This window comes from Vibrio sp. 1F255 (genome assembly GCF_041439145.1).
Taxonomy (GTDB): Bacteria; Pseudomonadota; Gammaproteobacteria; order Enterobacterales; family Vibrionaceae; genus Vibrio; species Vibrio crassostreae_C.
Genome location: NZ_JBGONQ010000001.1, coordinates 268,094 through 287,391 on the forward strand (window position 1 = coordinate 268,094; position 19,298 = coordinate 287,391).

Below are 19,298 nucleotides of genomic sequence, written 5' to 3' on the forward strand. Positions count from 1 at the left end.
TAGAAAAATGCAAAGAGCGCCCATCAAGGCGCTCTTTTTTATGCTCACATACCACAACTAGCTACTGTTTTTCAGGTTTGTTGTTCCGTCCAAGCATTAACAAACAAGGGGTTAATACTAAAGTCAGCACCGTGGCAAACGCCAAACCACCAGCAATAGCGGTCGCAAGCTGTGACCACCATTGTGTACTTGGCGCGCCAAACTCTATCTTTTGATTAATCAGGTCGATGTTCATCTCTAACACCATCGGCATTAAACCTAAGATAGTCGTAACCGTCGTGAGCATTACTGGCCTTAAACGCTGAACACCGGTTCTTAGAATCGCATCTCGCTTGTCCAAGCCTCTTTTGATGAGCTGATTATAAGTATCAATCAACACGATGTTGTTGTTCACGACTATGCCGGCGAGCGCTATTACCCCAATTCCCGACATCACAATGCCAAACGGACGTTGGAAGATCAGTAAGCCAACGAACACGCCAACGGTCGAAAACAATACAGCACTCAGAATCAAAAACGCTTGATAGAAGCTATTGAACTGAGTAATCAGAATCAAAGCCATTACCGCCAAAGCAACCAAGAAAGCACTTTGTAAAAAGGCTGACGAGTTTTCTTGTTCTTCGTTTTGACCACGGATGCGAAATTCCACGCTACTCGGCAGCCCTAGCTCACTCAATGCTTGTTCGATCTTTGGTAGTTCGAGAGCAAGGTTATACCCTTCTTCCATATCCGCCATGATGTTCACCACACGCTTGCCATCAAGGCGTTTAATGGTGTCTTGCTTATGGTCGGGAACGATCTGAGCGAAATTAGTAATAGGTACTAAACCTGCTGGCGTTTTCACCCTAAGCTGGTCGAAGCGCCCGATATCACGCTTATCATTAGGGTAGCGCACCAAGATATCGACCTCTTCTGAAGAGTCATCGGGCAGATAATCACCAATCTTGAGACCATTAGTCACGAATTGAACGGTATTACCCACTAAGGTCGCATCAGCTGCAAAGCGCGCAGCATCGTCGCGGCGAATATCCACCTTCCAATCGATGCCATCTTTACTCGCAGTATCGCTGATATTGGTCAGTGCTTTATTTCCATCAGCCCAACCTCTCACAATTTTTGCAGCCTGATTGAGCTGCTCTGGAGTTCTTGCCGACAGCTCAATCACTAAGTCATTTTCAACCGGAGGCCCAGCATCAGGGAACTTATATTCAATCTCAACACCAGCGTATTGATCGGTTTGTACCTTCAACTCATCAATAATCGCCTTAACGCTGCGTCGATATTGCCAGTCAACAGGCGTAATTGAGATCAAACCAATCTGGTCGTCACCACCAGTACGCGTGTAAACGGTATCGAACTCATCATGATTGAGCATCATCAGTTCAATATCACGCATGATGTCATCCTTTTCTTGGATAGACAGATCCCCATGCGAGCGAACTTTGACATTAAAGAATGGCGGATCAACTTCTGGGAAGAACTCTGCACCTAGACCCGCTTTTGAATAAGTAAAACCAACTGCAACCGCGAGCAGTGCCGCACTGAACAAAATCTTAAAGGGGTGTTTAATCGCTAAAGAAAGCGTGTGGTAGTAAGCCTTGGTTAAACCAGTAGCCTGTGAAAAGTCACCATTATGCAGTGCGACCATTCGAGCTTGGCTTTTAGACGATACGTATTGAGGTTTGCCAATCAAACCGCCCAGCACGGGCACAAACAACAACGCCATGATCAATGATGCAGTTAAAGTCGCGATCAGAGTTAGTGGTAAGAACTTCATAAATTCGCCCGTCACATCAGGCCAAAACAGTAACGGAGCAAATGCGGCTAAGGTTGTGGCAGTCGATGCGGTTATCGGCCACGCCATCCGTTTCGCTGCATCTCGGTAAGCGGCTTTGCGCCCTTCACCCTCTTGCATTCGCCTGTCTGCAAATTCGGTCACCACAATCGCACCGTCTACTAGCATCCCCACCGCCATAATCAGAGAGAACAGCACTACGATGTTGACGGTTAAGCCAAACACCGAAAGAACCAATAACCCGGTTAGGAATGAGCCTGGAATGGAAATACCCACTAACAAAGCGGTACGCACACCAAGAATCGCGATGATAACGATCACCACCAGAATAATGGCGGATAAGATATTGTTTTGCAGATCATTAAGCATGATCTTCACATCTTTAGATTCATCCCAGGTGTATTTGACCAACAGGTTATTTGGCCATTCCGCTTGCTGCTGAGCACCAGCCATTACCGCTTTGACTAGCTCAACGGTTTCGATGATGTTCTCACCTGCACGCTTCTTGATATCCAACACCACCGCAGATTTGCCATCTAAACGAGCAAAACTTTCAGGATCTCGAAACGCTCGACGAACCGTAGCGACATCGCCAAAAGTGACCACCTGCTTGCCATCCACTTTAATAGGCAACTCAAGCACGTCTTTTAAGGAGTTAAATACCGAAGGGACTTTGACAGAAAAACGTCCGTAGCCAGTATCAACAAAACCTGCGGCCACCACTCGATTGTTCAGAGCGATCAGATTATAGATATCCGCTTGATCTAAGCTGTAGCTCTCCATCAATAACGGATCGACAATGATCTCGACGATGTCAGCGCGATCGCCCGCAATATCGACTTCAAGGATTTGGCGATAGCTTTCTAATTTGTCTCCAAGCTCTCGGGCAATTTGCACTATGGTGCGCTCAGGAACGGTACCGAATAGCACAACAGACAAAACAGGTTGCTCAGAAGCCAGCGTCACCTCATTTACGGTCGGTTCGTCACTGTCTTCTGGTAGTTTTGGTTTAGCCAGATCAACCGCGTCACGCACATCGGCCATTGCTTTGGTGAGATCGACGCCAACATTAAACTCCAACACAACAGAGGCATGCCCTTCTGCTGCGGTTGCTGTCATCTCTTTTACGCCTTCAATCGACCTCAGCTCTTGCTCAATAGGTCGAACCAATAAACGTTCTGCATCCGTTGGCGAGATCCCTTGGTGCCCGACCGAAACATAGATAATTGGGATGGTAATGTCTGGGCTCGATTCCTTAGGTATCGTGATATAGGTGACGACACCGGCTACAAGGATTAACGCTAAAAGGGAGAGCATTGTTCGAGCACGAGACAAGGCTGCATCAATAATTGAATACATCGGTTATCTCCTACTCTGCGGTTACGTTAGAGAGTTCAGCGACTTGCTCAACAGCAATCACCGAATCACCATCACGCACAAACCCTTGGCCTACTGTGATGATATCGACGCGTTGACCTAGCCCCGTGAGCCACACTCCATCTTGTTCGGCCTTTACTAGCTGAATGCCTACAAACTTCACCGTTGGTGAGTCATCGACTGAAACCAAGGTTTTGACCCCTAGGTTACCCGCCTCATCCAATGCTAGCATCGCCGGTGTTATCTTTATTGCATCTCTTGTTTCTAGGTTGAGTTTAACTTCGGCACTGACACCTGCTGGTAATAGGCCTTTAGAGTTATCGATTTCTATCTCGATTGGGAAGGTATTAGTAGCAACAGAAGAGATACGAGAAACATAGCGTAAACGGCCTTCCGCTTCTTCTCGCCCTAACAAACGAACCAAAGCAGATTGATTGACTAGCAAATGTTGGATATGACGCTCACTGACATCCGCCTCAATAACCAAAGGATCGAGGTCAATCACGCCAGCAACAGGATCGCCAACACTAACGAAATCACCGAGCTCCACCATCAAATCTTGAACCACACCCGAAAAAGGCGAAGTAATCACAGTATTCTTTAAAGCCAATTCCGCATTGCGCATCATGGCTTTTGCTTCTGTTAATGAAGCCTCAGCTGTGGTGTAGGCGATTTCACCTTGCAGTCCTCTTTTCTTCAGTGACTGCGCCGCTTTGAACTCTTTCTGCTTCAAGCGATATAACGCAGATGCTCGCTCTAGTTGAATCTCTAAATCACCCTTATCTATCTGGGCAATGGCTTGTCCTGCTTTAACCATCCCCCCCTTAACAACATTCAATCTGACAATCTTACCCGCGACTTCTGCACCTAGACGAGCATGCCTATCGGGCGCCGTTCTTCCATAGAGATCAATCGTTTTAAAGGTCGGTGATGAGGTGAAGGTTTGAAAGGAAACCTTAGCCAGCGGAATTTCTGTTGCCTTTTTTTCAGGTGACTCTTCTGCTTGCCCTACGCCTAAACCAAGCCAGATCGACAACAACACGACTAGAGTCAGAGAAACCAGCCACGGCTGCTTCAATTTCTGAAAAAGTGGTGAGTTAGAAAATAGAGTGGGCATAACAAATCCTTTTGTCCGATGTCATTCAGGCGCGCTAGTTGGCTTAATAGCGTGATGTGCAACTTCCTTATGCACAAAGGTAACCTTAACAGACCAATCCTCAACGAAGTTGGACGCTATCGACAGTTTAAAAAATATGCCGTGTACTAAAAATGAGAGGAATGCTTTGAAAAGTAATAAGTTACTAAGTAAAAACAAAAACGCCGAACATAAGTTCGGCGTTTGAAATGTATCTAATACAGCTTTGAGCTCAAGCTATTTTCAACTCATGCTATACGCTGAATGATGCGCCACAACCACATGTTGTTGTAGCGTTCGGGTTGTTCACAAAGAAGCGTGCGCCTTCTAGGCCTTCAGTGTAATCAACCATGCCGCCCATTAGGTATTGTAGGCTCATTGGATCAACAACCAGCGTTACACCGCTGTTTACAATTGTAGTGTCGCCATCATTTACTTTTTCATCAAATGTGAAGCCGTATTGGAAACCGCTACAACCACCACCTGTAATGTATACACGCAGTTTTAGTTCTGGGTTTTCTTCTTCAGCAATTAGCGTTTGTACGCGGGTAGCTGCTGCATCAGAAAAAGACAATGGGATATTTACTTCGCTCACGACAACCTCTCTTACCTGTGTCAAAAACAACATGATACAAATCTAATTCGAGACCATAGTTGTTGAGTATTTTCTTATATTCCGGTGATTATCTAATACCTGACTGAAACGTTCAAGTATTCACCACAGGATCGGTCCTTTTACTGCTGTAAACTCACCAATATCTAACAATTAAAACGTGTAACCACACAAAACAACCAGATTCGGGTGATTATCTGGGCGAAAGCATTCCTAGTTGGATTAGGGATAGGTACAATGCGTGCCAATTGGTCCGACAGTCAAAAGAGGATATATCAATGACCAAATCAGCAGAGCTGTACGAAAAAGCACAGCAAACCATTCCTGGTGGCGTAAACTCTCCAGTTCGTGCATTCAATGGCGTAGGTGGTTCTCCAATCTTCGTTGAACGCGCTGATGGCCCACTTATTTTTGATGCTGATGGTAAAGCGTATATCGATTACGTTGGCTCTTGGGGTCCAATGATCCTTGGTCACAACCACGCGGTTATTCGTGACGCAGTTATTGCAGCAGCTCAACGCGGCCTTAGCTTCGGTGCTCCAACCGAAACTGAAATCAAAATGGCTGAACTGGTATCTGAGATGGTTCCATCAATGGAACAGCTACGTATGGTGAGCTCAGGTACAGAAGCAACAATGAGCGCGATTCGTCTAGCTCGTGGCTTCACTGGTCGTGACAAAATTCTTAAGTTTGAAGGCTGCTACCACGGCCACGCAGACAGCCTACTTGTAAAAGCTGGTTCTGGCGCACTGACTTTAGGTCAACCAAGCTCTCCAGGCGTACCGGCTGATTTTGCGAAACTAACGCTAACAGCAACCTTCAACAATCTAGATTCAGTACGTGAAATCTTCGCAGCAAACAAAGGCGAGATCGCTTGTATCATCGTTGAGCCAGTAGCGGGTAACATGAACTGTATCCCTCCTGTAGAAGGCTTCCACGAAGGTCTACGTGAAATCTGTGATCAAGAAGGTGCATTGCTAATCTTTGATGAAGTAATGACAGGTTTCCGCGTTGCTGAAGGTTGTGCTCAGGCTTACTACAACATCAAGCCAGACCTAACGTGTCTTGGTAAAGTGATTGGCGGCGGCATGCCTGTCGGTGCTTTCGGTGGTCGTAAAGACGTGATGCAATACATCGCACCAACTGGCCCTGTTTACCAAGCGGGTACGCTTTCAGGTAACCCTGTTGCAATGGCTGCTGGCTACGCATGTTTGAACCTTCTACGAGAAGAAGGCAACGAAAAGCGTCTAGCTTCAAAAACTAAGCAGTTGGCAAAAGGCTTCAAGCAACTTGCTGACAAGCACGGCATCCCGATGCTAGTTCATCAAGTTGGCGGTATGTTTGGTTTCTTCTTCACAGATCAAGAAACTGTGACGTGCTACGAAGATGTAACTAAGTGTGATGTAGAACGCTTCAAGCGCTTCTTCCACCTAATGTTAGATCACGGTGTTTACCTTGCACCTTCAGCATTCGAAGCAAGCTTTACTTCTCTTGCTCATGGTTCAAAAGAACTTGATGCAACACTAGAAGCTGCTGACCGCTCTCTTGCGATCATTGCTGCTGAAAGCAAATAATCGAAAGCACTTTATAAGTCGCTAACCGATTGAATTTAGGGCTGCATTAAATGCAGCCCTTTTTTATATATCGCGCTCACCAGCCACAAATATGACAGCTTATTTAGCCGTCGACTAAGGCTAAAGCTGAACCAAAAGCATTAACGTTCCCAGAAAAGGAAAACCAACAACATCAAGGTACCAAGGAACATTCTGAACCAAGGGATCTCTTTTTTTGTTTGCTGTTCTTCGTCTTGGCATTTCTTATCTTTATTACAGCATCCCATTATCAAAACTCCTCATTGCTAACTCTCTGTTTTGCAGCCATTATAAACTCAGAACGCAAATATAGAGACCATTACCGTGTCAGAAAAACTCAAAATCAATTCCAGCCACTGGGTGATCATCATTGCCCTACTCGCGGCGGCTTATGCTTGTTACTTGCTTATCGAGCCATACGTTAACTCTATCGTGATGGCCTTTATCATTTCACTATTGATGTTCCCAATCCATGAGTGGCTTGAAAAAAAGCTCCCGAATAAAGAAAACATCGTCTCTCTGCTGTCTTGTATCATACTGACCTTCATTATTGTTATCCCTTTATTGGCAGTATTCGCAGCAATTGTTCAGCAAGGTTCTCTGTTCTCTCAGAATACTTACCAATGGGTGACCCACGGTGGCATTCAGACTCTGTTTGCTCATCCGTTAGTGGTCAAAGCGCTGTCATTTGTGAATAACTACCTGCCTTTCGACAACATTGAGCCCCAAGCCATCTCACAAAAAGTCGGTGAGTTTGCGACCAGCTTTGGTTCTAAGCTAGTTGGTATCAGTGCCAAAATCTTAGGTGACGCAACCAATTTCTTGATGGATTTCTTCTTGATGCTGTTCGTTTTGTTCTTCTTATTAAGAGATCATGACAAAATCATCAGTGTGGTTCGTCATATTCTGCCGCTGTCTCGTAGCCAAGAAGACAAACTTCTAACAGAGATAGAACAAGTATCTAAATCAGCAGTAATGGGCTCATTCTTAACCGCAATCGCGCAAGGTTTTGCCGGCGGTTTAGGTATGTGGATTGCCGGTTTCCCAGGTCTATTCTGGGGTACTATGATGGGCTTTGCCTCTTTCATCCCAGTTGTGGGTACCGCATTAATCTGGATTCCAGCAGCAACCTACTTGTTCCTAACTGGTGATACCACGTGGGCGATTTTCCTAACGGTTTACTGTGTAGCGATTGTTGGTTCAATTGATAACCTTCTGCGTCCGCTGCTAATGCAAGGCAGTGCAGGCATGAATACCCTGATGATCTTCTTCTCACTATTGGGTGGTATTCAACTGTTTGGCCTAATTGGTCTTATCTACGGACCATTGATTTTTGCGATTACCATTGTCCTATTCAACATCTACGATGAAGAGTTTAAGGACTTTTTAAACCAGCAAGACAAGAGTTAACGAACTTGACGTCAACTTGATTGGCGAACCCGTATTAAACACTTCAAGCTTTGGGCGGATTATGCGAAAATCCGCCCTCATTTTTTGCTAACGATTCAACAGAGTGTCCTATGTCAGCTTATATTGCACCAAGCCAGATTGCTCAACGCCAACTCGCCTACTTTGAAGGCAAACATGTTTTAGTTGCCGGTGAGGCAGAAGACTTGTTCCCTGTTGAGTTAGCGAAGCATTGTGAATCTGTCTCTGTGTTTACTTCTAATTACAGCTACTACCGTCAATTAGAAGGCTACAACACCATCCAACGTTTTTATGGTGCGGAGTTTACCGAAGAGACCAAAGCCGACTTAGTGATGTTGTACTGGCCAAAAGCCAAAGCGGAAGCGGAATTTTTGTTGGCGATGCTATTTGCCAAGCTAGGCAAAGATACCGAGATCGTCGTGGTTGGTGAAAACCGTTCAGGCGTGAAAAGCATCGAGAAGATGTTTGCTCCTTACGGCAAAGTTGTTAAATACGATTCAGCGCGTCGTTGCTCTTTCTACTGGGGTCAATGCTTCGAGCAACCACAAGCGTTCAACCTGCAAGACTGGTTTAAGACCTACACGGTTAACATTGGTGAGCAATCACTTACGGTAAAAAGCCTTCCTGGCGTCTTCAGTCACGGTCAATTCGATGTCGGTAGCCAACTTCTGTTGGATACTCTGCCAAAACTAAAAGGCAAGGTACTGGATTTTGGCTGTGGTGCAGGCGTATTGGGCGCGGTGATGGCATCTCGTAACCCAGATATCGAGCTAGAAATGTGCGACATCAGTGCATTTGCCGTGGCATCAAGCCAAGCAACGCTAGAAGCGAATGGTTTAACGGGTAAAGTCTTCGCATCCGATGTCTATTCTGATACTGCAGAAGACTATCAGTTCATCATCAGTAACCCACCATTCCATTCAGGTTTAGACACTAGCTACAGCGCGACTGAGACCTTACTTTCTCAGGCTCCTAAGCATTTGAAGCGTTCTGGTGAGATGATTATTGTTGCGAATAGTTTCTTAAAATACATTCCAATTATTGAACAAGCGTTTGGAAAATGCGCGACTCTAAATAAGACCACTAAATTCGCGATCTATCACGCAAACAAATAACCTCTCTAGCACAGCGCAGGGTCATTATCTGCGCTGTCTGTTCATATTTTTGTCAAAACTCTATAAAAATGAGCTTTTGCACACGCTTTAAATACCACTTACTTGTCAAAGTAAAAAAACTCGTTAATTTCGTTAAATTGGAACCCGTTAATTCTATTCTCTGTACTTGTTTTCGCCCCTTTTAGCAGTACATCAAAGGAAAGTAGTACCCAATTTATGTTTAGATTCTATCGTAAGCAGAAGTTTAAGCGCCTTCAAAATACCCTAATGCTGGCATTTCTTGTCCTCAGTATTACCCCTGTGACACTTATCGCGATATTTTTCCTCCAATCGCACAGTCAGGATCTCCAGGAACAAAGCACCTCACACCTTGTTTCGGTTCGTGATACTAAGCAGCAGCAAATTGTCGATTACCTACAAGCTCAAGAATCCCAAGTGATGGGCTTTGTTCGCTCAGAATTGGCCAATGCCAGTGGCGGGCGATTTTATGGTTTGATCAATGCATTTCAACGATTGGGGTTAGATATTGACGAGGCACGCAGTAATGCACAGCAGCGCTATATTCAAGGATCTGGCGATCAAATCAAAACGTCGATCCTCCCTGAATCCAGCAGCTTTATTGGCAGCGAGCGTTATCGCCTGCTCCACAAGCGCTACCATAATGCTTACCTAGAACTGCTTAAACGCTCTGATTTTGACGATATTCTCTTAGTTGATATCAACGGTAACGTCGCTTATTCCGTCTTTAAAAATGACGATTACGGCACCAATCTGCTGACAGGAAAATACAAGGACTCCAACCTAGGTATTACCTTTCAACGACTAGCCAAAGACGTAACCGACCGACGCAAATCTAACGAAGATTACACGCCGGTTATCGTTTCTGACTTTAAAGACGAGAATGGCAAACAGACCGCATGGCTAGGCGCACCTATCGTTCAACAAGGCTACCTACACAGTTACGCGATGTTTAGGCTACCAATCAACGGCATTACTAAGTTGATTGCGGATCTCAACAAGAGTTCGAATATTCAAACGCTGCTTGTAGGTGATGATCACCTGCCGCGTAGCCTTGCTCATTCACAAGAATCTATCAACTTGAGCCTAGATGTTGTCGATAAAGCATTGGCTGGCGAAACAGCGGTTGGCACCTTCGACAACACCCTAGATCAAGCGATCATCGCGGCATATACGCCAATTGAGCTGAAATACGCAACATGGGCTCTTGTCGTAGAGCTGCCAGAGAAAGAGGCGTTTGCCCGTATTCATCAGTTAGAAAAGATCTTCGTGATCGTGATGCTAACGGCGATCATTCTGGTAGTCGTTGCATCGCACTATCTGTCTAACTTCATCACATCCCCACTGCTTAAACTGACGTGGGCTGCCGAAAAAGTATCGGCGGGTGATCTCGATGAAACCATGATCAATACCGAGCGCAAAGATGAGATAGGCCGACTCGCGGTGAGCTTCGAAAGAATGCAGCGATCTATTCGTGAAAAAATGCAGCTCATCAAAAGCCAAAACGATGAGCTTGAGGACAACCTTAAGACCATTCAAAAGCAAAACGAAGAGTTACAACTGGCAAATAAACTCAAAGATGAGTTCTTAGCGACTACTTCACATGAATTGAGAACACCACTGCATGGCATGGTGGGTATCGCTGAAGCGTTGATATCTGGAGCTAACGGCCCTATTCCTGCTAATCAGAAATATCAGTTGGATATCATCATCAATAGCGGTCAGAGATTGGCGACCTTGGTTGATGATCTGCTTGATTATCACAAGATGCGCTATGGCAGCTTAGATATTAAGAAATCAGCCGTTGATTTGTCGGCAGCCACCAGCTTGGTCCTAGAGTTGTCTCATCACCTATTGGGCAATAAGCCAATCCGTATTATTAACCAAGTCCCAAGTGATTTAGGTCTGGTTTCATCGGATCCTCAACGACTTGAGCAAGTGATGTATAACTTGGTCGGCAATGCCATCAAGTACACCTCAGAAGGTAAAATTGTTATCTCTGCCAGCGTTATCGATGACAACATTCGTGTACAAGTTGTCGATACTGGCCAAGGTATACCGGCCGAGTACCTTGAGCACATCTTTGAGCCATTGATTCAAGCAGGCCAAGATGCGAGTAACTACCGCCAAGGTGCAGGGCTTGGACTATCGATCAGCCGTCAGTTGATCGAGCTAATGGGCGGTTCACTGTACGTAAGTAGCCAACCAATGCTTGGCACTACGTTTAGCTTTACCCTGCCCCTAGCGACTCAAGGTGAGCTGGACAGTTACAACGAATCAGGTCACTACTCTCACTTCCAAGCGCCTGATTTAATTGATAACAGCCAACAAGAAAATAGTGTTATCAGTGAAAACCCAGATGGCCCGTTATTGGTTATCGCCGATGATGAGCCGGTTAACCTGCGAGTATTAGACAGCTTCTTGAAGTTAGAAGGTTATCGAGTACGTACTGCATGTGATGGCCCTGAAACCATTGAACTGATTGAGAAAGAGAAGCCAGAGCTGCTTCTACTCGACATCATGATGCCAGGAATGAGCGGCTATCAGGTTTGTGAAGCACTGCGTAAGCAATACGATCATGCTCAGTTGCCAATCATCATGCTAACGGCACTCAACCAAGCAGAAGACCGTGTTCGAGGTTTCGAAGCTGGCGCCAATGACTACTTGTCTAAACCGTTCAACAAACAAGAACTAGCGGCTCGAATTACAGCACATCTATCAGCAAGCAAAGCTGAACAGAGACGCCTTGAAAACGACCAACTGCAACTCGAGCTCAAACATAGAGCGATGGTTGAGGCTAACTTGTTAGAAACTCAAGGCCGCTTATTAGAGCAACTAGAATCGGCACCTGAAGCCATCATCTGTATTCGTGACGACCAACGTATTCGCTTTGCTAACGAAGCTGCGGCGAAGCTATTCAGACGCGGACAAGAACAACTTAAACGCTCAATGGCCGACGAGATCATTGCGCCTAAATACCTTAAGGTAGAACAAGCCCACTACTGCGGTGATATTGATATCTATATAGACGATACACGTCAGCGCATACCAAGTGACATCCTTAAGCTGCCTGAAGGCTCAGGGCTCGACACCATGTATATCTTTAATGTAGGTGGTGGTGTTAACTCAAACCGAATCAATAACCTTGAAACGGCGGTTGAGGCTCTCTCTAGTTATGCCTTTGAAGGCGACAAAGATAAGTTACAGCAGCTGAAAGAGCTTGGCGGAGAATTTACTCGTCTTGCTGACAAGGCAACCGGTGAAGGTAAAAACAAGCAAGAGTTAATGCGTGAGGTACTGGTCGATGCGATGACGAATGCCATCATCTACTGGGAATCGGTGACTGGTGAAACCAAGTTTACTTTCGCCGAGAAGAGTGGCTTGTGGCGCGTCTACTTAGACCGCAGTACGCTGCAAACTCGAACGCTAGACAAATACCTACGCGTAGAAACCCTACCGAAAACGCCTCGCTGGCGAACGGTACTGAGCTCAATCGAATTCATTCTGGAACACTGCAAAGAACAGACGCCAGAAAGAACCCATATTGAGATGCTGAGGGATAAACTTCAGAAACTACTGACCAGTTAAACCCTGAACCAACATCACGATACTTTGAATAATGGAGCCCACCTAGCGTGGGCTTTTTTGTACGCCTAATAATCACAAAAAGTAGAATCCCAACGCTTGCAACGCACTTTTTTTTACGCCTTTAAACAAGGGGGAATTCACGCTAATTACTCACAGTGCGTGCTGGTAAGCGTCAGTACTTTTCGTTCTATTCTCAATCATATCTGACCGTTATCTGACTCTTTGTTGCAGTTTGAGAAGCGAGTCACAACAGAACGGCAGATTTAATTTTCTAGGGAAATTTAACGTAAAACTGGCAAGTGACCGAGATCTACAATTATACCAACGTAGGGTAATGCATTATAATAAAAAGCCTTTAAAGTTAGTGGCCACTTACAACCTGCAAGAACCTCAAAACCAAATGCGAGTCACATCACTTTAACAATTGCGTACGAAAAACCACCAAAGCAACCTATTTTGACGTTAATGACGTGGGGTCGTGTGTTTTTAACGTTTTTGACGGGAAACGAGTTTGATTAATTCATCGATAAGGTGTTTTCTTACTCCTGCCAAAGGCCTACAGGCCACTCTTACCACTTCTCAGAATCAACGATGAATCTGGAGCAACGAAGAAGAGGTAGGCCTTTAACCAGAGTGTGTATCTACTAAACAATTTAGCGACAGATAACATTCAATCCATTAGTGAAATGAAAGCAAATAGTAAGGAACAGCTATGCTTGCCAATATAAAAAAAACAGCAATAGCAACAGCAATTATTGCAACTGCTACAACAGGTTTTGCATCAGTAGCAACCGCTGCAGAACGCAGTGAACTGACCGTTCACCCGAAAGAGTACACTACATTCGTACGTAACTTTAACCCGTACCTTGGTGCTACTAACCTACATACTACAACTGACTTCATGTATGAGCCGCTAGTAGTATTTAACGAAATGCACGGTAACACTCCAGTGTTCCGTCTAGCTGAAAACTTCAAGATGTCAGATGATCTGATGAGCGTTGTTTTCGACATTCGTAAGGGTGTTAAATGGTCTGACGGAGAAACTTTCTCTGCTGATGATGTTGTTTTTTCTTTCAACCTTGTAAAAGAGAAGCCAGAGCTTGACCAATCTGGTATCAACTCTTGGGTAACTTCTGTAGAAAAACTGAACGACAACCAAGTTAAGTTCACACTAACAGAAGCAAACTCAAACGTACCTTACGAGATTGCTAAAGTACCTGTAGTACCTAAGCACATCTGGAAAGACGTTAAAGATCCATCAACGTTTACCAATGAGAACCCGGTAGGTTCTGGTCCATTTACAGAAATCGATACGTTTACAGCGCAGCTATACATCCAGTGTGCAAACCCGAACTACTGGGATGCAGACAACCTAGATGTTGACTGTCTACGTGTTCCACAAATTGCGAACAACGACCAATTCCTAGGTAAAGTTGTAAACAGTGAAATGGACTGGACGTCTTCTTTCGTTCCAGATATCGATCGTACATACGCAGCAGCTAGCCCTAAACACCACTACTGGTACCCGCCAGCAGGTACACAGGCATTCATCGTTAACTTCAAGCACCCTGATGCTGCGAAGCATGAAGCATTGAGCAACGTTGACTTCCGTCGTGCTTTCTCTATGGCTCTTGACCGTCAAACTATCATCGACATCGCATTCTACGGTGGCGGTACTGTAAACGATTTCGCATCGGGTCTTGGCTACGCGTTTGAAGCTTGGTCTGATGAAAAAACTCATGACAAGTACAAAGGCTTCAACACTTACAACGCTGAAGGCGCGAAGAAGCTTCTTGCTGACGCTGGCTTCAAAGATGTAAACAAAGATGGTTTTGTTGACACTCCATCAGGCAAGTCTTTCGAACTAATGATTCAATCGCCAAACGGCTGGACTGACTTCAACAACACAGTTCAACTAGCGGTAGAACAGCTAAACGAAATCGGTATTAAAGCAAAAGCTCGTACACCTGACTTCTCTGTTTACAACCAAGCAATGCTTGAAGGTACATACGACGTAGCATACACAAACTACTTCCACGGTGCGGATCCATACACGTACTGGAACAGTGCTTACAACTCATCACTACAATCTGGTGATGGTATGCCTCGTTTCGCAATGCACTTCTACAAAAACGACAAGCTAGATGGTCTTCTAAACAGCTTCTACAAAACAGCTGATAAGAACGAGCAGCTAGACATTGCACACGGTATCCAGCAAATCATCGCTGCAGACCAAGTGACAATCCCTGTGATGTCTGGTGCTTACATGTACCAATACAACACAACTCGCTTCACTGGTTGGTGGAACGAAGAAAATCCAAAAGGCCGTCCAAACATTTGGGCTGGTATTCCAGAGCGTCTACTTCATGTACTGGACCTAAAACCAGTTAAATAAGTAATCGTTCAATCCTTGCGGCGTAACCTCTTACGCCGCTTATAAAAATCCCCACACTCTCAATTGAAAGTATGGCGCTAGTCGTCAGGGGATTTTTCGTTCCAAATTTCGCTAGGAGCGACCTGAATCCAGAAACAGGGAAACAATCTGGGTGAGTAAGGTGTGAGTTATGGGTTATTTTTTAAGACGTTTGTCATTTTATTTTGTCGCGCTATTAGTTGCTGCGACGTTAAACTTTATTATTCCAAGAGCAATGCCTGGTGACCCAGTTACCATGATGTTTGCGAACGCTTCTGTACAAGTTACTCCAGAGCGTATTGCTGCAATGAAAGAACTATTAGGCTTCGTTGATGGTGGCTACTTAGTTCAATACGTGGCGTACATGAAGAACATTCTTAGCTGGGAACTTGGTACATCAATTCAATTCTACCCACTTTCTGTAAACACACTGTTGGGTGGAGCATTCGGTTGGTCGCTTTTCTTAGCCGGCACCGCAGTTATTCTTTCTTTCTCGATTGGTTCAATCCTAGGTATTTTCGCAGCGTGGAAACGCGGCAGTAAGTACGATGCCTTCGTAACGCCAGGGATGCTGATTCTACAAGCCGTTCCTCAAGTTGTTATCGCGATGATTGCACTATTTACCTTTGCAATTGGCTTGAAGTGGTTCCCAACAGGGTATGCCTACACCGCTGGTACTATACCTGATTGGACAAGCTGGGCATTCATTAAAGATGTCGCTTACCACGCCTTCTTACCACTGTTCTGTGCTTCTGTTGTTCAAATTGGTGGCTTCCTAGTAAACATGCGTAACAACATGATCAACCTATTAGCCGAAGACTACATCACCATGGCGAAAGGCAAAGGCCTGAGCGAAAACCGAGTGGTATTCAACTACGCAGCTCGTAACGCGATGCTACCTAGTGTGACAGCCCTGTCAATGTCGCTAGGTATGGCAATCGGCGGTCAGTTAATTATCGAAATCATCTTTAACTACCCAGGTCTTGGCAGCGTACTTTTCAACGCAATTAACGCTCGTGACTACCAAGTACTGCAAGGTCAGCTGCTTATCATGACGCTATTCATGCTGTTCTTTAACCTAGTTGCAGACATGCTTTACGTTGTTCTTGACCCTCGTCTTCGTAAGGGTGGTAAATAATCATGAAAGACTTTTTAAAACTCATTTGGCGTAACCCGATGGCCCTAACAGGCGTCATCATCCTAAGTATTTTTATTCTTGGCGCGATTGCAGCTCCATTAATCACCAAACATGTACCAGACAAGCGTACAGGTAACCCACACGAATATCCTGGTTTCGTGGTGAAGTCTGCACAAACTAACCCTGATGGCTGGGTTGCTCAAAATCTAGCAGACGACCGTCGTACATTGATCATGTCTAAAAAGGCAGACCACGTACTAGGTACAACTCGTATGGGTCGTGACGTTTGGTCTCAAGTGGTATACGGCGCACGCGTATCTCTTGCTGTAGGTTTTGGTGCGGGTCTAACCGTATGTTTACTCGCAACTGTTATTGGTGTTTCTGCAGGTTACTTCGGTGGCCGTGTCGATGACGTTCTAACAGCCGCAATGAACATCATGCTGGTAATCCCTCAATACCCATTACTGTTCGTAGTAGCAGCCTTTATCGGTGAGGCAGGGCCACTCACCATAACCTTGGTTATCGGCTTTATGTCTTGGGCTTGGGGTGCCCGTGTTGTTCGCTCCCAAACCTTAGCACTGCGTGAAAAAGAGTTTGTAAAAGCCGCTGAAGTTTTGGGTGAATCTTCATTCCGCATCATCTTCGTAGAGATTCTGCCAAACCTTATCTCTATCGTTGGCGCAAGCTTCATCGGTTCGGTGATGTACGCAATCATGATGGAAGCAACCATCTCGTTCCTAGGTCTTGGTGACCCGAACACAATCAGCTGGGGCATCATGCTTTACAACGTTCAAACCTCTTCATCAATGCTGATTGGCGCTTGGTGGGAACTGTTGGCTCCTTGTATCGCATTGACACTACTTGTAACTGGTCTTGCTCTACTTAACTTCGCGGTCGATGAAATTGCTAACCCGCAACTGCGTTCTCACAAAGGCATGAAGCGTTGGAAGAAACTAGCAGCTCAAGACAAAGAAGAACGTGAACCAGAACTACCACCACAAAATGTACTTTGGAGCGGAGATAAATAATCATGTCTGAACCACTAATTTCTATCCGCAACTTATGCGTGGATTACATCACAGAGTCAGGCGATGTTCGTGCGTGTAACAACGTAAGTTTCGACATCGCTCCAGGTGAAGTATTCGGCCTAGCTGGTGAATCTGGCTGTGGTAAATCAACGGTAGCTTTCTCTCTTATGCGTCTTCATAAGCCGCCCGCTTACATCAGTGGTGGTGAGGTTATCTTCAACGGTGAGAACATCCTTGAATACAGTGATGACCGTATGCAGTCGTTCCGTTGGAGTGAGATGTCGATGGTATTCCAGAGCGCGATGAACGCACTCAACCCAGTACTACCGATGGAAGAGCAGTTCTGTGACGTAATCATGCGTCACACCAACATGACTCGCGAGCAAGCTAAGCAGCGTGCTGAAGGTCTACTTGAAATCGTCGATATTCACCCGAGCCGATTGAGTGACTATCCTCACCAATTCTCTGGCGGCATGCGTCAGCGCTTGGTTATTGCTATCGCGTTAGCACTGAATCCAAAGCTGATCATTATGGATGAGCCGACAACCGCACTTGATGTGGTTGTGCAACGCGAAATCCTACAAAAGATCTATGCACTAAAAGAAGAATTTGGCTTCTCAATTCTGTTCATCACCCATGACTTGTCATTGATGGTCGAGTTCTCTGACCGCATCGGCATCATGTACTCAGGTGAGCTAATCGAAGTGGCTAACTCTCAAGATATTCTAGAAAACCCTTACCACCCTTACACCAAAGGGCTGGGAAGTTCTTTCCCTCCACTGACAGGGCCAAAGACAAAGTTAGCAGGTATTCCGGGTAACCCTCTGAACCTGTTAGAGATCCCTGAAGGGTGTCGTTTCCAAGCTCGTTGTGACCGTGTACATGAAAAGTGTACCAAGGTGCCAACCAAGCTGCGTTCTATCGACCCGGGACATTTGTCTAACTGCCACCTGTACGGTGACCCAATAGTACAAAGGAAGCTATAGCTTGCGTGAATAACGAACAAGGCGGCTCGACCGCCTAAAAACAAGCAAAGCGAATAAGGATTCTGGAGACAATTATGAGCAAAGATTTCGGTCAATTATTGGTAGAAGGCAAGAATGTCGTAAAAGACTTCCCAATAAGCAGTACCACCATTCAAACCCCAATGATGCGTGCGATTAACGACGTGTCATTCAAGATGTACAAAAGCCGTGGCCTAGCAGTGGTTGGTGAGTCTGGTTCAGGCAAATCAACAACCGCAAAAATGATCGCAAAAATGTACGCACCTTCAGGCGGCACGATCGAATACAAAGGTCGTGATATCCAAGAGATCTCAAGCAGAAAAGATCTTATGCACTACCGTGAAGGCGTGCAGATGGTATGGCAAGACCCGTTTGGTTCATTGAACCCAACGCACAATATCTTCCACCACATTGCTCGACCACTGTTGATCCACAAGAAAGTATCTCCGGGCAACAAGAAAGAGCTAGAAGAACGTGTTTACGATCTTTTAGAGCAAGTGGGCCTGATCCCACCAAAAGAGACGGCGAAGAAGTACCCTCACCAACTGTCTGGCGGCCAACGTCAACGTGTCAACCTAGCCCGCAACATCGCGGTAGGTGCCGAAGTTGTACTAGCCGATGAGCCAACTTCAATGCTTGATGTATCGATTCGTGCCGGTGTTTTGAACCTGATGGAAGAGATGAAGTTCGAGAAGCAAATGTCTCTGCTTTACATCACTCACGATATCGCAACCGCTCGTTACATCGCTGAAGACCTTTCGGTGATGTACGTGGGACACATGGTGGAATGGGGCGATACCGATGACGTGATTGCTAACCCTCAGCACCCATACACCCAATTGCTTGTTTCGGCCGTTCCAGATCCTAAGAAGTCGATCCACGAGCAACTTGCAGGCAACAAAGGTGAGATTCCTCTGTGGACACCAGTATCAGCAGGCTGCCCATTTGCAGGCAGATGTACTCACGCAATGGATAAGTGCAAAGAGCAGCTACCAGGGGTTACGCAGCTCGCTGATAACCACTTTGTGCGCTGTTACCTACACGAAAGCTAAGC

Annotated in this window: 12 protein-coding genes; 9 read left to right on the forward strand and 3 right to left on the reverse strand. The window is 45.6% G+C overall.

Annotation, left to right across the window (positions count from 1 at the left end; genetic code table 11):
- Nucleotides 1-61: 61 nt before the first annotated feature.
- The 3 genes from ACED41_RS01270 to erpA form a co-directional block, all read right to left on the reverse strand.
- The gene (locus tag ACED41_RS01270) at nt 62-3,154 is read right to left on the reverse strand and encodes an efflux RND transporter permease subunit (protein ID WP_017063268.1); all 3,093 of its coding nucleotides are present in this window, start codon (nt 3,152-3,154) and stop codon (nt 62-64) included.
- A 10-nt stretch (nt 3,155-3,164) separates the two neighbouring features.
- Nucleotides 3,165-4,289 carry an efflux RND transporter periplasmic adaptor subunit gene (locus tag ACED41_RS01275; RefSeq protein ID WP_017059405.1) on the reverse strand — a complete coding sequence of 375 codons (1,125 nt, stop codon included), beginning with the start codon at nt 4,287-4,289 and terminating at the stop codon, nt 3,165-3,167.
- A gap of 271 nt (nt 4,290-4,560) precedes the next feature.
- Nucleotides 4,561-4,902, reverse strand: a complete 342-nt coding sequence (gene erpA / locus ACED41_RS01280; RefSeq protein ID WP_004734539.1) for an iron-sulfur cluster insertion protein ErpA — start codon at nt 4,900-4,902, stop codon at nt 4,561-4,563.
- 296 nt (nt 4,903-5,198) lie between these two features.
- On the opposite strand from erpA, the gene hemL reads away from it, so the two are divergent.
- From hemL to ACED41_RS01325, 9 genes are all read left to right on the forward strand, one after another.
- On the forward strand, nt 5,199-6,494 hold the full coding sequence (gene hemL, locus ACED41_RS01285; RefSeq protein ID WP_010436060.1) for a glutamate-1-semialdehyde 2,1-aminomutase: 1,296 nt from the start codon (nt 5,199-5,201) through the stop codon (nt 6,492-6,494).
- 342 nt (nt 6,495-6,836) lie between these two features.
- Nucleotides 6,837-7,922 carry an AI-2E family transporter gene (locus ACED41_RS01290; RefSeq protein ID WP_371724353.1) on the forward strand — a complete coding sequence of 362 codons (1,086 nt, stop codon included), beginning with the start codon at nt 6,837-6,839 and terminating at the stop codon, nt 7,920-7,922.
- Nucleotides 7,923-8,032: 110 nt separating this feature from the next.
- Entirely contained in the window at nt 8,033-9,055 is a 1,023-nt protein-coding gene (gene rsmC / locus ACED41_RS01295; protein WP_017066801.1) for a 16S rRNA (guanine(1207)-N(2))-methyltransferase RsmC, read from the forward strand.
- A 216-nt stretch (nt 9,056-9,271) separates the two neighbouring features.
- Nucleotides 9,272-12,661: a response regulator gene (locus tag ACED41_RS01300; RefSeq protein WP_371724354.1), complete on the forward strand. Its 3,390-nt coding sequence runs from the start codon at nt 9,272-9,274 to the stop codon at nt 12,659-12,661.
- Nucleotides 12,662-13,373: 712 nt separating this feature from the next.
- Nucleotides 13,374-15,056 carry an ABC transporter substrate-binding protein gene (locus ACED41_RS01305; RefSeq protein ID WP_017056650.1) on the forward strand — a complete coding sequence of 561 codons (1,683 nt, stop codon included), beginning with the start codon at nt 13,374-13,376 and terminating at the stop codon, nt 15,054-15,056.
- A 169-nt stretch (nt 15,057-15,225) separates the two neighbouring features.
- Complete coding sequence (locus tag ACED41_RS01310) at nt 15,226-16,212, forward strand: ABC transporter permease (RefSeq protein WP_017059409.1); 987 nt, start codon at nt 15,226-15,228, stop codon at nt 16,210-16,212.
- Nucleotides 16,213-16,214: 2 nt separating this feature from the next.
- Nucleotides 16,215-17,240 (forward strand): ABC transporter permease, encoded by a 1,026-nt coding sequence (locus ACED41_RS01315; RefSeq protein WP_371724355.1) that lies wholly within the window; start codon nt 16,215-16,217, stop codon nt 17,238-17,240.
- Between the two features lie 2 nt (nt 17,241-17,242).
- A complete protein-coding gene (locus ACED41_RS01320; RefSeq protein WP_017063265.1) occupies nt 17,243-18,226 on the forward strand; it encodes an ABC transporter ATP-binding protein in 984 nt (327 codons plus the stop codon).
- 74 nt (nt 18,227-18,300) lie between these two features.
- The gene (locus ACED41_RS01325) at nt 18,301-19,296 is read left to right on the forward strand and encodes an ABC transporter ATP-binding protein (protein WP_017059411.1); all 996 of its coding nucleotides are present in this window, start codon (nt 18,301-18,303) and stop codon (nt 19,294-19,296) included.
- The last annotated feature ends 2 nt before the right edge of the window (nt 19,297-19,298 follow it).